A 13,763-nucleotide genomic window follows, 5' to 3' on the forward strand; every position below is an offset into this window, starting at 1 on the left:
CGCCGCGGCGCCGATTCAGCGAATCGGCGCCGCGGTGGCCGTGATGGGGGCCGGCAATGCCGTCCGGCCCATCAGGTAGCGGTCCACCGATGCTGCGGCAGCCCGTCCTTCGGCGATGGCCCAGACGATCAGCGACTGGCCCCGGCCCATGTCGCCGGCGACGTACACACCGGGCACCCCGGTGGCGAACTCCTCGTTGCGCGCCACGCTGCCGCGTTCGGTGAACTCGACTCCCAGATCGGCCAGCAGCGGGGAGCGTTCCGGCCCGACGAAGCCCATGGCGAGCAGCACCAGGTCGGCTTCGAGTTCGAAGTCGGTGCCCTCCACCTTCTCGAACCCGCCGTTTCGGCGCCGCACCTCGTGGGCCCGCAAACCCGTCACGCGACCGTCGCGACCGAGGAATGCCTCGGTGTTGACCGAGAACACGCGCTCCCCGCCCTCCTCGTGCGCCGAGGTGGTCCGCATGATCAGCGGGTAGGTCGGCCACGGAGTGGAGGGGTCCCGGATCTCCGGCGGGCGAGGCATGATCTCGAACTGGTGCACGCAGGTCCCGCCCTGGCGGTGCGCAGTCCCCAGGCAGTCGGCTCCGGTGTCGCCGCCGCCGATGATGATCACCTTCTTGCCCTCGGCGGTGATCGGCGGCTCGGTCAGGTCACCGGCCTGAACGCGGTTGGCCCAAGGCAGGTATTCCATCGCCTGATGGATGCCGTCGAGCTCCCGGCCCGGGATGGGCAGGTCCCGCCAGGCGGTGGCGCCGCCGGCCAGCACCACTGCGTCGAAATCGGCGCGCAGCTGCTCGACCGTCAGATCCACACCGACATTCACACCTGTCTTGAATGTCGTTCCCTCGCCGGCCATCTGCTCCAGACGCCGGTCCAGGATGCGCTTCTCCATCTTGAATTCCGGGATGCCGTAACGCAGCAGACCTCCGATGCGGTCGTCGCGCTCGAAAACCGTCACATCGTGGCCACCGCGCGTGAGTTGCTGGGCCGCGGCCAGACCCGCCGGCCCGGAGCCCACCACCGCAACCGACTTTCCGGTACGGACCGATGGCCGGATCGGCTCCACCCAGCCTTCCCGGAAGCCGCGTTCGATGATCTCGTACTCGACCTGCTTGATGGTCACCGGCGGCTGGTTGATGCCCAGCACACAAGCCGGCTCACACGGCGCGGGACACAGGCGACCCGTGAAATCCGGGAAGTTGTTGGTGGCGTGCAGCCTGTCGAAGGCCTCCCGCCACCGACCCGTGCGCACCAGGTCGTTCCACTCCGGGATCAGGTTTCCCAGGGGGCATCCATTGTGGCAGAACGGAATACCACAATCCATGCAGCGTCCGGCCTGCTGACGCACCGTGTCTTCGGCGAAGTCCTGATACACCTCGTTCCAGTCCTGCAACCGCTCGGAAACAGGCCGGCGCAACGGCAGGATGCGCTGGGTGTTGTTCAGAAATCCTCTCGGGTCAGCCATGAGCCGCCGCCATAATCGCCTCCTCTGGATCTGTGCCGCTGGCTTTCGCCTCGGCGACCGCGGCGAGCACCCGCCGGTAGTCGCGCGGCATCACTTTGACGAAGTCCCGTCGACGGTTGGCCCAGTCGGCCAGGATCGTCTGTGCCGGGACCGAGTCGGTAGCCGTGGCATGCGCGTTCAGCACCGAACGCAGCCACTCCACATCTTCGGCGTCGAAATCGTCGAACGTGTCGAGGTCCACCATCTCGGTGTTCAGGCGGCCACCCAGTTCGCGGTCCGGGTCGTAGACATAGGCCACTCCCCCGGACATCCCGGCGGCGAAGTTGCGGCCGGTTTTGCCCAGCACCACAACCTTGCCTCCGGTCATGTACTCACAGCCATGGTCGCCGACGCCCTCGACCACCGCCACCGCACCGGAGTTGCGGACCGCGAACCGCTCGCCGACCACCCCCCGCAGGAACAGTTCACCGGAAGTGGCACCGAACAGAATCACGTTGCCGCCGATGATGTTGTCCTCCGCGGCGTAGCCCTCGGGCGAGTCCAGCGGGGGCCGGACCACGATCCGGCCGCCGGACAGACCCTTGCCGACATAGTCGTTGGCGTCACCGAAGACCCGCAGGGTGATACCGGACGGAAGGAACGCGCCGAAGCTGTTGCCGGCCGAACCGGTGAAGGTGATGTTGATGGTGTCCGAAGGCAGACCTTGGGCGCCGTAGGCCTTCGTCACCTCGTAGCCGAGCATGGTGCCGACCGTCCGATTGACGTTGGAGATATCGCTGGTGAACTCGACCCGGGTGCCGGAATCGAGAGCCTCGCGGCTCATGACGATCAGCTGCTGGTCCAAGGCCTTGTCCAGTCCATGGTCTTGAGCCGAAGTGCAGTACAGGTCCTGGTTCATGAACGCCGAGTCCGGCTGGTACAGAACCGGTGCGAGGTCCAGCTTGTGGGCCTTCCAGTGCGCCCGAGCCAAAGTGGTGTCCAGCGCCTCCACCTGGCCGACGGCCTCGTTGATGCTGCGGAATCCCAGCGCGGCCAGATACTCGCGAACCTCTTCGGCGATGAACCAGAAGAAGTTCTCGACGAACTCGGGCTGGCCGGTGAACCGCCGGCGCAGCTCCGGGTTCTGGGTTGCCACCCCGACGGGGCAGGTGTCCAGGTGGCAGACCCGCATCATGATGCAGCCCGACACCACCAAAGGCGCGGTGGCGAAACCGAATTCCTCGGCACCCAGCAGCGCGGCGATCACCACGTCGCGGCCGGTCTTGAGCTGGCCGTCCACCTGGACCACGATGCGGTCCCGAAGGCCGTTGAGCAGCAATGTCTGCTGGGTTTCTGCCAGCCCGAGTTCCCACGGCGCACCGGCATGCTTGAGCGAGGTGAGCGGTGCCGCACCGGTACCTCCGTCGTGCCCGGAGATCAGGACCACGTCTGCGTGGGCTTTGGAGACCCCGGCCGCCACCGTGCCGACACCGTTCTCGGCGACCAGCTTCACGTGAATACGCGCCTCGGGGTTGGCGTTCTTCAGGTCGTGGATCAGCTGCTTGAGATCTTCGATGGAGTAGATGTCGTGGTGCGGGGGTGGCGAGATCAGTCCGACACCAGGCGTGGCATGCCGAACCTCGGCAACCCACGGATACACCTTGTTGCCCGGAAGCTGGCCGCCCTCACCGGGTTTGGCCCCCTGCGCGATCTTGATCTGAAGATCGGTGCAGTTGACCAGGTAGTCGCTGGTCACGCCGAATCGGCCCGAGGCGACCTGCTTGATCGCGCTGCGCCGCCAGGAACCGTCTGCGTCGGGCAGGAAGCGGTCGGAGTGCTCGCCGCCCTCGCCACAGTTGGACCGCCCGCCGATGCGGTTCATTGCGATCGCCAGTGTCTCGTGCGCCTCGGCTGAGATCGATCCGTAGCTCATCGCGCCCGTGGCGAACCGTTTGACGATCTCGGTGGCCGGCTCGACCTCGTCGATCGGAACAGGCGGACGCTGGCCGGCTTTGAAGCGCAGCAGGCCGCGCAGGGTCGCCAACCGCTCGCTCTGGTCGTCGACCAGCTTGGTGTATTCCTTGAACACCTCGTACTGCCCGGTGCGGGTGGAGTGCTGCAGTTTGAACACCGTCTCCGGGTTGAACAGGTGGTATTCACCCTCGCGGCGCCATTGGTATTCGCCGCCGACCGGCAGCTCCCGGTGCGCCCGTTCTTCCGGACGGTCGAGGTAGGCCAACTCGTGCCGGACCGCGACATCGGCGGCGATGTCGTCGAGCGTGATGCCGCCGATCGGGCAGTACAACCCGGTGAAGTACTCGTCGAGCACGTCCTGGGAGATACCGATCGGCTGGAACAACTGGGCGCCGGTGTAGGAGGCCCGCGTCGAGATGCCCATCTTGGACATCACCTTCAGCACGCCCTTGGCCGCCGCCTTGGCGTAGTTGGCCAGTGCCTTTTCCCGGTCCAGACCCTCGATGAGGCCCCGGTCGAGCATGTCCTCGACGGACTCGAACGCCAGGTACGGGTTGATGGCGGCAGCGCCGAACCCGATCAGGGCCGCCATGTGATGCACCTCGCGGGCGTCACCGGCCTCCACGACCAGGCCCACCTTGGTACGGGTGCGCTCGGCGACCAGATGGTGGTGTATCGCGGCGGTGGCCAACAGCGACGGGATGGGAGCCAGGGTCTCGTCGGACTCCCGGTCGGAGATCACCAGGAAGCTGGCGCCTTCGGCGATGGCCGCCGACGCACGCTCGCACACCTGCCGCAGCGCCGTGCGCAGGCCGGCCCCGCCGGCGGCGGGCGGGTACAGGCACCTGATGACCGCGGTGGACAGGCCGTGCGGCCCCCGAGAGCCGATTCCCTGGTCCGGCTGCAGCTTCAACAGCTTCGCCAGGTCGGCGTTGCTCAAGATCGGCTGGGACAGCACCACCTGACGCCACGTGGGTTCGCCGGTGTTGAGCAGGTCGCCCTCCGGCCCGAGCGCACCTTGCAGGCTGGTGATCACCTCTTCGCGGATGGCATCCAACGGCGGGTTGGTCACCTGGGCGAACAGCTGCTGGAAGTAGTCGAACAGCAGGCGCGGACGAGCCGACAGCGCGGCCACCGGGGTGTCGGTGCCCATCGATCCGATCGGCTCCGCTCCGGTGCGTGCCATCGGGGCGAGCACCAGGTTGAGCTCTTCGTTGGTGTAACCGAACATCTGCTGGCGCAGCAGAACCCGGTGATGCTCCATCCGGGGCGCGTCACCGGCGGGAAGCTCGTCGATCCCGATCAGGCACTCATCGATCCACTGCTGGTAAGGCCGCTCGGCGGCCAGCGTCGACTTGATCTCCTGGTCGGAGATGATCCGCCCGGCGGCCGTGTCCACCAAGAACATCCGGCCGGGTTGCAGCCGCCGGCGCTCGACGACGGTGGCGGGGTCCAGGTCGAGCACCCCGGCCTCGGAGGCCATCACGACCAGCCCGTCATCGGTGACCCAGATCCGGGACGGCCGCAGGCCGTTGCGGTCCAACACCGCCCCCACCACGGTTCCATCGGTGAAGGTCATCGAGGCGGGGCCGTCCCACGGCTCCATCAGCGAGTCGTGGTACTCGTAGAACGCCCGGGTCGGGCCGTCCATGCTTTCGTGCCGTTCCCAGGCCTCCGGGATCATCATCAGCACCGCGTGCGGCAGGCTGCGGCCGCCCAGGTGCAGCAGCTCGAGTACCTCGTCGAAGCGGGCTGTGTCGGACGCCCCCGGCGTGCAGATCGGGAACAGTTTGTCGGCACTGCGGTGGCTGCCGTCGGCGCCGAAGACATCGGTGCGGATCAGCGCCTCCCGGGCCCGCATCCAGTTCTCGTTGCCGGTCACGGTGTTGATCTCGCCGTTGTGCGCGATACGGCGGAACGGATGCGCCAGCGGCCACGACGGGAAGGTGTTGGTGGAGAACCGCGAATGCACGAGGCCCAAGGCGCTTTCCATGCGCTCATCGGCCAGATCGAGATAGAACGCCTTGAGCTGCGGCGTGGTCAACATGCCCTTGTAGACGATCGTGCGACCGGAAAGGCTTGGGAAGTAAACGGATTCCCGTCCCGGACCGTCCTGCCCGGGACCCTTGCTGCCCAGCTCGTGTTCGGCGCGCTTGCGCACCACATAGGCGCGGCGCTCCAGAGTCATCCCGGACGCTCCGCCGATGAACAGCTGGCGGAAACCTGGCATCGCGTCACGGGCCAGGGCGCCCAGCGACGAGTCGTCGATCGGAACCTCGCGCCAGCCGAGCACCTGTAGGCCCTCGGCCTCGACGATCTTCTCCAGGCCGACACAGGCTGCCGCGGACTCCTTGGCCGACTGCGGCAAGAAGGCGATCCCGGTTGCGTAGCTGCCCTCGGGCGGCAGTTCGAAGTCGGTTACTGCACGAAAGAACCGGTCGGGAATCTGGATGAGGATCCCGGCCCCGTCACCACTGTTCGGTTCGGCTCCGGCAGCACCTCGATGCTCCAGGTTGAGCAGCGCCGTGATCGACTTGTCCACGATGTCGCGACTGCGCCGGCCATGGATGTCCACCACCATGGCAACCCCACACGCGTCATGTTCGAACGCGGGGTTGTAGAGCCCCACCCGACTGGGTGCCATTTCACCTGACCCTTCGCACGGCCTTACCCGCTCACCCGTAGGGACAAGCGGTCAAGGGGATTGATCCGTGCGACGTTGAACGGCGTTCTGCCTGAAAAATCTCGACAGGCAACGCAACGATATACCCCTACCCAGCAAACGTGCTAGTTCGCTGGACAGTGATGCTGTCGTGAAGGTTGCGTAACGCCGTCGCAATGACTGGATGATGTCCAGGAAATGTGTGCTGCTTATGGTTTGGCTGCCTGCACCCGAAGGAGACCCACATGGCCGCAGATATTTTCAAGCTCGTCGCCGACGAGTCGGTTGAGTACGTTGACATTCGATTCTGCGACCTGCCCGGGGTCATGCAGCACTTTTCGATCCCGGCGTCGGCGCTTGATGAGAGCGTCTTCGAGGACGGGCTGGCCTTCGACGGGTCGTCGATCCGCGGATTCCAGTCCATCCACGAATCGGACATGCTGCTGCTGCCCGACCCGGAGACCGCCCGCATCGACCCCTTCCGGGCCGCCAAGACACTGAACCTGAACTTCTTCGTCCACGACCCGTTCACCCGCGAGCCCTACTCGCGTGACCCGCGCAACATCGCCCGCAAAGCCGAGAACTACCTCACCAGCACCGGCATCGCCGACACCGCCTACTTCGGCGCCGAAGCCGAGTTCTACATCTTCGACTCGGTGCGCTTCGACTCCCAGATCAACGGCTCGTTCTACAAGGTGGACTCGGGCGCCGGCTGGTGGAACACCGGCCGCACCACCGAAGCCGACGGCAGCCCCAACCTCGGCTACAAGGTCCGCCCCAAGGGCGGCTACTTCCCCGTCGCCCCCACCGACCAGTACGTCGACCTGCGCGACGCCATGTCGACCAACCTCACCAACGCCGGCTTCACCGTCGAACGCGGCCACCACGAGGTCGGCACCGGCGGGCAGACCGAGATCAACTACAAGTTCAACACCCTGCTGCACGCCGCCGACGACCTGATGCTGTTCAAGTACATCATCAAGAACACCGCCTGGGCCCACGGCAAGACCGTCACCTTCATGCCCAAGCCCCTGTTCGGCGACAACGGGTCGGGCATGCACGTGCACCAGTCGGTCTGGCAGGACGGCGAGCCGCTGTTCTACGACGAGATCGGCTATGGCGGACTGTCGGACACCGCACGCCACTACATCGGCGGGATCTTGCACCACGCCCCGTCGCTGCTGGCGTTCACCAACCCCACCATCAACTCCTACAAGCGCCTGGTTCCCGGCTACGAGGCCCCGATCAACCTGGTCTACAGCCAGCGCAACCGCTCGGCCTGCGTGCGCATCCCGATCACCGGCACCAACCCCAAGGCCAAGCGCCTGGAGTTCCGCTGCCCGGACTCCTCGGGCAACCCCTACCTGGCGTTCGCCGCCATGCTGATGGCCGGCATCGACGGCATCAAGAACAAGATCGAACCGGCAGCCCCGGTCGACAAAGACCTCTACGAACTGCCCGCCGACGAGGCCGCCAACATCGCCCAGGCTCCGACATCGCTTTCCGAGGTGATCGACAATCTGGAAGCCGACCACGAATACCTCACCGAGGGCGGCGTGTTCACCCCGGACGTGATCGAGACCTGGATCAACTACAAGCGCGACAACGAGATCGCCCCGGTGAACCTGCGCCCGCACCCCTACGAGTTCGCGCTGTACTACGACTGCTGATTGGGGCGGCCGCCGGCTGCTTCGGACTGGGCTCGCCTGAGGCGGGGACCTGCGCGACTAAGCTGCAGTGTTGTCGGGCCACCCGGCCGTGCCGCTTGTCGTATGCCTCGAGGAGCCCATGAACGCAGCCGACGACTTCCTGCGAAAGCGGGTGCCGCCGCCACAGCAACCGCCGCCGTTCGGGCCGGCTCAGCAGCAGCCGCTGCGGCCGCCGCCGTTCCCCCAGCCGGGGCCGGTGCCGCGGCCGCAGCCCACCCGCGGCTGGCGGCGTGTGGTGTTGTCGGCGACGCTGGGGCTGATCAACCTGGGCCCCTCGCCGGACGAGCGTGAAGAAGCGGCCTACCAGATGGCCATCCGGTCGATGCCCAACGGCGTCTACAAGGTCGGCGTGCTGGGCAAGGGCGGCGTGGGCAAGACGACCGTGGCCGCCAGCGTCGGGTCCATATTCGCGGCACTGCGCCGGGCGGATCACGTGCTGGCCGTCGACGCCGACACCGCATTCGGTCGGCTCGGCAGCCGCATCGATCCCCGCGCCACCAGTTCCTACTGGGACGTGGCGGCCGATCAGGGCTTGCAGTCCTTTGCCGACATCAGCAGCCGGGTGGGCGCCAACGCGGCGGGGCTTTACGTCCTGGTGGGTGAGCCGGCCGCGGGACGGCGCCGGATCTTGGACGCGGCGTTGTACCGCGAGGCCGCGCTGCGCCTGGACCGGCACTTCACCATCTCGATCGTCGACTGCGGCTCGACCATGGATTCACCGGTGACCCAGGAGGCGCTGCGTGATCTCGACGCACTGATCGTGGTGTCCTCGCCGTGGGCTGACGGCGCCGGCGCGGCCGCCAAGACCATGGAGTGGCTGGCCGACCGTGGCCAGGGCGGGTTGCTGCAGCGCACTGTGGTGGTGCTCAACGACTCCGACGGCCACGCCGACAAGCGCACCCGCGCGGCACTGGTCGCGCAGTTCTTACAGCACGGGCAGGCGGTGGTGGAGGTACCGTTCGACCCGCACCTGCGGCCCGGCGGCGTGATCGACGTGATGACCGAGATGGCGCCGGCCACCCGCCGCCGATTCCTGCAGATCGCGGCGATCCTGGCCCACTACTTCGCGTCCCGCCCGCGAGGCCGGGACGCGAAGCCGGGCCGCCCTCAGAACATGTAGCGCACGACACTCTCGGCGACGCAGGCCGGCTTGGCGCCGCCTTCGATGGACACCGTCGTCGAGTACGTCACCTGGTGCGCTCCGCCGCCGACTTCGGTCACCTCGACCACCGAGGTCTGCGCCTGGATCCGGGAGCCCACCGGGACCGGGGCCGGGAAGCGCACCTTGTTCAGCCCGTAGTTGATCGCCAGCTTGACCCCTTCGACGCGGCTGATCTGGTGCATCAACTGCGGCAGCATGGCCAGCGTCATGTACCCGTGGGCGATGGTGGTTCCGAAGGGCCCGGTGGCCGCCCGCTCGGGGTCGACGTGAATCCACTGATGGTCACCGGTCGCGTCGGCGAACAGGTTGACGGCCTCCTGGGTGATGGTCACCCAATCGCTGTGGCCGATCACCTCGCCCTGGCAAGCGGCAAGCTCGTCGATCGATCCGAATGTACGCATCTACCCTGCTTCCTCGTTATTCCGTAGCCACCGCGCCACTTTGGCGCAGTTCGTTGATCTCTTCGCCGCTCATTCCCAGCCGGTCGGCAAGCATCGCGGCGGTGTCGGCGCCCAGCGTGGGTGCCGCGACGGCGGGCGGGTGGGCGCCGTCGATGGACGCCGGCAGCCCGGCCGCCAGGTACTGCCCCACCGATGGCTGATCCAGCGCGGTGAACATCGGGTTGTCGCGCAGGCGCTCGTCGGCCGCCACCTCGGCAAAGCTGCGGTAGCGGTCCCACAACAGCGACGTCTGCGCCAGCGCGGCTTGCACCTGCGCCGCGGGGCGCTCGGCGAACCAGCCGCTGAACAGCCCGGTCAGCAGATCGCGGTGGCGATAACGCTGGCCTTCGTCACCGAAATCGATGCCCCGCGCCTGCGCCAGGGCGGCAATGACTTCAGTCGATCCGGTCAACTCGGCCAGATCGCGGAAGTGCCGGTCGGTCAGCGTCACCACCATGAACGACACGCCATCGGCGCTGGCGAAACTCTGGCCGTACTGGCCGTAGACGGCGTTGCCGATGCGCTCGCGGCGCGCGCCGTTCACCATGGCCTCGGTGAGGAAGCCCAGGGCGCTGGCGGTGCCCAGCGCGACGTCCTCGAGCGCCAGCCGGATGCGGCAGCCCTCGCCGGTGTGGTCGCGGCGATGCACCGCAGCCGACACCGCCAGCGCGGCGTGCAGACCGCAGGCGATATCCCAGGCCGGCAGCACGTGGTTGATCGGCGCGGCGTAGTCGCTGGGCCCGGTGACCAACGGAAAGCCGACCCCCGCGTTGATCGTGTAGTCGACCGCTGTCGAACCGTCAGCGCGTCCGAGCACCTCGAGGTGGATCAGGTCGGGGCGCTCCGCCGCCAGCGTTTCGTAGGAGAGCCATTGCCGGCCAGCCATATTCGTCAGCAGAACACCGCCGTCGGCGATCAGGCGCTGCACCACACGCTGACCCGCCGGCGCGCGCAGATCGGCAACCACCGAGCGCTTTCCCTTGTTCAGGCCGGTCCAATAGATCGAGTTGCCGTCGTCGGTGACCGGCCAGCGCCGGTAGTCGGCCGCACCGCCGATCGGATCGATGCGCACCACGTCGCAACCCAGCTGCGCCAACGTCATTCCGGCGAGCGGCACGGCGACGAAGCTGCCGATCTCGATCACCCGCACCCCGGCCAATGGGCCCGCGGCGTTCCCAGCACCGGCCTGCATGACCTGCCTCTCCGTCGATGATTACGTCGACTATATGCCTACCCAAACATCGCACCCGGCCGGCGCGAGTCCGCTCCGAATCTCAATCGTTGCCGAACCGCGATATGAAAACCCGTGGCGGCGAACGGGACACGGTGCCGGCTCGTGTTTGACTCCGTGCACAAGGGCTAGACAGCACGACATTGGGATGGGAAAACAGCTATGAAGAGCGTTGGAAAGTTGCGTCACGCGGCGAGCCGGCTACCGCGCCGGCTGATGGTCGCGGCGGTGGGGGCCGCGCTGCTGAGCGGCCTCGTCGGGGTGGTCGGTGGTTCGGGCAATGCGTCGGCGTTCTCCCGTCCCGGCCTGCCGGTGGAATACCTGCAGATTCCCTCCGCGGCGATGGGCCGCGACATCAAAGTGCAGTTCCAGCCGGGCGGCACGCACGCGGTGTACCTGCTCGACGGGCTGCGCGCCCAGGACGACTTCAACGGCTGGGACATCAACACCCCGGCGTTCGAGGAGTTCTACCAGTCCGGTCTGTCGGTGATCATGCCGGTCGGCGGGCAGTCCAGCTTCTACTCGGACTGGTACCAGCCGTCGCAGGGCAACGGTCAGAACTACACCTACAAGTGGGAGACCTTCCTGACCCGGGAGATGCCCACCTGGCTGGAGGCCAACAAGAGCGTGTCGCCGTATGGCAACGCCGTGGTGGGGCTGTCGATGGCGGGCGGTTCAGCGCTGATCCTGGCGTCCTACTACCCGCAGCAGTTCCCTTATGCGGCAGCGCTTTCGGGATTCCTGAACCCGTCGGAGGGCTGGTGGCCGACGCTGATCGGGTTGGCGATGAACGATGCCGGCGGTTTCAACGCCAACAGCATGTGGGGCCCGTCGTCCGACCCCGCCTGGCGGCGTAACGACGCCATGGTGCAGATCCCGCGGCTGGTGGCCAACCGCACCCGCATCTGGGTGTACTGCGGCAACGGCACACCGAGCGACCTCGGCGGCAACAACCTGCCCGCCAAGTTCCTGGAGAGCCTGACGCTGCGCACCAACCAGCAGTTCCAGCAGAACTACGCGGCGGCCGGCGGCAACAACGGCGTGTTCAACTTCCCGGCCAACGGCACGCACGACTGGCCGTACTGGAACGAGCAGCTGCTCGCGATGAAGCCGGACATCCAGCGCACCCTCGGGGTCGGCATCGACCCCACCTGATCGATCCCCATCCCGTCGGCAGCAGTGCGAACCAGCACTGCTGCCGACGTGTATGTGGGGTCAGTACAGACCAACGGCAGCAGTGTCCACGACACCGGCAAGCCCTGCGGCGCGTGCACGAGAGCGGCTACCGCCGGGTGTCAGCGGTCCGGGTCCCGTTGCGTGTGTGCGGTCGCCAGTTAGCTGGGGCGAGCGGTCAGCGCCAGAGTCCGCGACGGTCGACGTAGCGGTGGCTGTACCAGGTTGCCATCAGACAGACGCAGGTGGCGGTGGCCAACATCCAGGTACCACCGACGAAGATGCTGACGACGCCACCGACTGCCGCCCCGGACATATAGCCGAACAGCAGCATGAAATGGCCCAGCCAGTCGTGCAGCGTGCCGCCACTGATGTGGCGCTCGATGCCCTGGCCGAGCTTCACCACCGTTCCGGTCACGTAGCTCAACGGGATCGACACTTCGCCGTCTCGGACGAACGTGGTGTTCAGCGCGCCCACCCCGAACGCCACCAGCAGGATCGGCAGCAGCGGCACCGGCAGCGCCGGCCCGCCCTCGATCCAGTCGGTCACGGTCGCGGCCAGCAGCGACGCCCCGGTCAGTCGCAGCGCGCCGTGCGGCCGGCTACGCCAGGCATGGCGATGGCACAGGGAGGCGACCACCACCCCGGAGATGAAGGACACCAACAGGGCCGCAGCCGAAATCGACATCCACTGGCTGTCGGTGAAAACCCCGAGCACCGCCCGCCCGGCGTTGCCGGTCATGAAGGTGACGAAGTAGCCCTCGGAATGGGTGAAGGCCGTGGCGGCCAGTACCCCGGCCAGGCCGGCCAGCACCCAGGACAGCCGTGCTTCGCTGTTGTAACGCTTAGAGATCACGTGGGCCTATGGCGTCAGCCGACCGGGCCCGGAACCAGCGTGACGGTGGCAGTGTGCTCCCCGCCGCCCGGATTCCGCCACGTCAGCGTGACGGTGTCACCGGGGTGACGCTGGTCCAGTACATCGGTCAGGTCAGTGGGCGAGTTGACGGGCTGGCCGTCGACCGAGGTGATGACGTCGTCGCGGGCGATGCCGGTGGCCGCCGCCGGGGTGCCGTCGAGCACCTGGGCCACCCGCGCGCCGCCGTTGCTGTCGACCACCCCGACACCCATGAACGCCGTCTCCCCGATGTGCACGGTGGCCGACGGGATACCTGCCCGGATCTGGTTGGCGATGGCCATGGCCTGGTCGATCGGAATCGCGTAGCCCTCACCGCCCGGCTGCGCGAACTTGTAGTTGTCCGAGGCCGCGGTGTTCATCCCGATCACCTGGCCGGCGGCGTTCACCATCGGACCGCCGGAGTCGCCGGGCCGAATCGCCGTGTCCGCCTTGATCATGTTGGTCAGGGTCTCGGTGCTACCGGTGAGCTCGTCGACCGCCGAGACGGTCTGGTTCAGGCCGATCACCCGGCCGGGTACCGCGCTGGGGGTGCCGCCGTGACCGCCGGCGTTGCCCATCGCGACCACCGGGTCACCGATGGCGACCCGCGATGAGTTGCCGATGTTGGCCGCGGGCAGACCGTCGGCACCGCGAAGCTGCACCACCGCCACGTCGTGGCTGCGGTCGAAGCCGAGCACGTCGACGTCATAGGCCTGGCCGTTGGCCACCGAGACCGCCGTGAGGCTGGTGGCACCGGCGATGACGTGGTTGTTGGTCAGGACCACGCCGCTCGGGTCCAAGACGATGCCCGTTCCGGCGCCGACGGCGCTCTGGTAGCCCATCTGAGCGTCGATGTTCACCACTGCGGGACCGACCTGCGCAACCATCGCCGACGGGTCGAGCGGAAAAGCGGGCAAACTGGGTACGGCCCCAACCGGCGCGGCGACCAGTCCCGCGGTAGCGATTGCGCCAGATATCACGCTGAGCAGCCGCCACCGGCCCGGGCGATGCGCTCTGCTCATACGTCATACCTCCTGCGGTTGGGCCGTGGTCGAGGCAGCTCGGACCCGG

At 67.3% G+C, this 13,763-nt stretch carries 9 protein-coding genes; 3 read left to right on the top strand and 6 right to left on the bottom strand.

The window, feature by feature from the left end; genetic code table 11:
* Positions 1-15: 15 nt before the first annotated feature.
* Entirely contained in the window at positions 16-1,467 is a 1,452-nt protein-coding gene (locus tag G6N14_RS17360) for a glutamate synthase subunit beta (protein WP_085135942.1), read from the bottom strand.
* Entirely contained in the window at positions 1,460-6,064 is a 4,605-nt protein-coding gene (gene gltB / locus G6N14_RS17365; RefSeq protein ID WP_085135941.1) for a glutamate synthase large subunit, read from the bottom strand. The genes G6N14_RS17360 and gltB overlap by 8 nt, the downstream gene beginning before the upstream one ends.
* 263 nt (positions 6,065-6,327) lie before the next feature.
* On the opposite strand from gltB, the gene glnA reads away from it, so the two are divergent.
* Together glnA and G6N14_RS17375 are read left to right on the top strand one after the other, a co-directional pair.
* Positions 6,328-7,752 carry a type I glutamate--ammonia ligase gene (glnA, locus tag G6N14_RS17370; RefSeq protein ID WP_163787212.1) on the top strand — a complete coding sequence of 475 codons (1,425 nt, stop codon included), beginning with the start codon at positions 6,328-6,330 and terminating at the stop codon, positions 7,750-7,752.
* Between the two features lie 118 nt (positions 7,753-7,870).
* A complete protein-coding gene (locus G6N14_RS17375) occupies positions 7,871-8,911 on the top strand; it encodes a MinD/ParA family ATP-binding protein (protein WP_179960849.1) in 1,041 nt (346 codons plus the stop codon).
* Here G6N14_RS17375 and G6N14_RS17380 read toward each other — a convergent pair.
* Both G6N14_RS17380 and G6N14_RS17385 read right to left on the bottom strand, forming a co-directional pair.
* Positions 8,899-9,354: a MaoC family dehydratase gene (locus tag G6N14_RS17380; protein WP_085133862.1), complete on the bottom strand. Its 456-nt coding sequence runs from the start codon at positions 9,352-9,354 to the stop codon at positions 8,899-8,901. The two genes, G6N14_RS17375 and G6N14_RS17380, sit on opposite strands and share 13 nt — an antisense overlap.
* A 16-nt stretch (positions 9,355-9,370) precedes the next feature.
* Positions 9,371-10,585: a CoA transferase gene (locus tag G6N14_RS17385; RefSeq protein WP_085133861.1), complete on the bottom strand. Its 1,215-nt coding sequence runs from the start codon at positions 10,583-10,585 to the stop codon at positions 9,371-9,373.
* A gap of 201 nt (positions 10,586-10,786) precedes the next feature.
* Between G6N14_RS17385 and ag85C the strand changes: the two genes are divergently transcribed.
* Positions 10,787-11,779, top strand: a complete 993-nt coding sequence (gene ag85C, locus G6N14_RS17390; protein WP_085133860.1) for a diacylglycerol acyltransferase/mycolyltransferase Ag85C — start codon at positions 10,787-10,789, stop codon at positions 11,777-11,779.
* Positions 11,780-11,975: 196 nt separating this feature from the next.
* Here the strand turns inward: ag85C and G6N14_RS17395 are convergent, their stop codons facing one another.
* Together G6N14_RS17395 and G6N14_RS17400 are read right to left on the bottom strand one after the other, a co-directional pair.
* On the bottom strand, positions 11,976-12,653 hold the full coding sequence (locus tag G6N14_RS17395) for a YoaK family protein (protein WP_085133859.1): 678 nt from the start codon (positions 12,651-12,653) through the stop codon (positions 11,976-11,978).
* 14 nt (positions 12,654-12,667) lie between these two features.
* Complete coding sequence (locus G6N14_RS17400) at positions 12,668-13,714, bottom strand: S1C family serine protease (RefSeq protein ID WP_085133858.1); 1,047 nt, start codon at positions 13,712-13,714, stop codon at positions 12,668-12,670.
* Between the last annotated feature and the right edge of the window lie 49 nt (positions 13,715-13,763).

This window comes from Mycolicibacter hiberniae (assembly GCF_010729485.1).
Taxonomy (GTDB): domain Bacteria; phylum Actinomycetota; class Actinomycetes; order Mycobacteriales; family Mycobacteriaceae; genus Mycobacterium; species Mycobacterium hiberniae.

Bases quoted from the DNA above. Each gene is read 5' to 3' on its own strand.
- ag85C (WP_085133860.1), top strand. From the start codon at position 10,787: ATGAAGAGCGTTGGAAAGTTGCGTCACGCGGCGAGCCGGCTACCGCGC.
- G6N14_RS17375 (WP_179960849.1), top strand. From the start codon at position 7,871: ATGAACGCAGCCGACGACTTCCTGCGAAAGCGGGTGCCGCCGCCACAG.
- G6N14_RS17380 (WP_085133862.1), bottom strand. From the start codon at position 9,354: ATGCGTACATTCGGATCGATCGACGAGCTTGCCGCTTGCCAGGGCGAG.
- gltB (WP_085135941.1), bottom strand. From the start codon at position 6,064: ATGGCACCCAGTCGGGTGGGGCTCTACAACCCCGCGTTCGAACATGAC.
- G6N14_RS17385 (WP_085133861.1), bottom strand. From the start codon at position 10,585: ATGCAGGCCGGTGCTGGGAACGCCGCGGGCCCATTGGCCGGGGTGCGG.
- glnA (WP_163787212.1), top strand. From the start codon at position 6,328: ATGGCCGCAGATATTTTCAAGCTCGTCGCCGACGAGTCGGTTGAGTAC.
- G6N14_RS17360 (WP_085135942.1), bottom strand. From the start codon at position 1,467: ATGGCTGACCCGAGAGGATTTCTGAACAACACCCAGCGCATCCTGCCG.
- G6N14_RS17400 (WP_085133858.1), bottom strand. From the start codon at position 13,714: ATGAGCAGAGCGCATCGCCCGGGCCGGTGGCGGCTGCTCAGCGTGATA.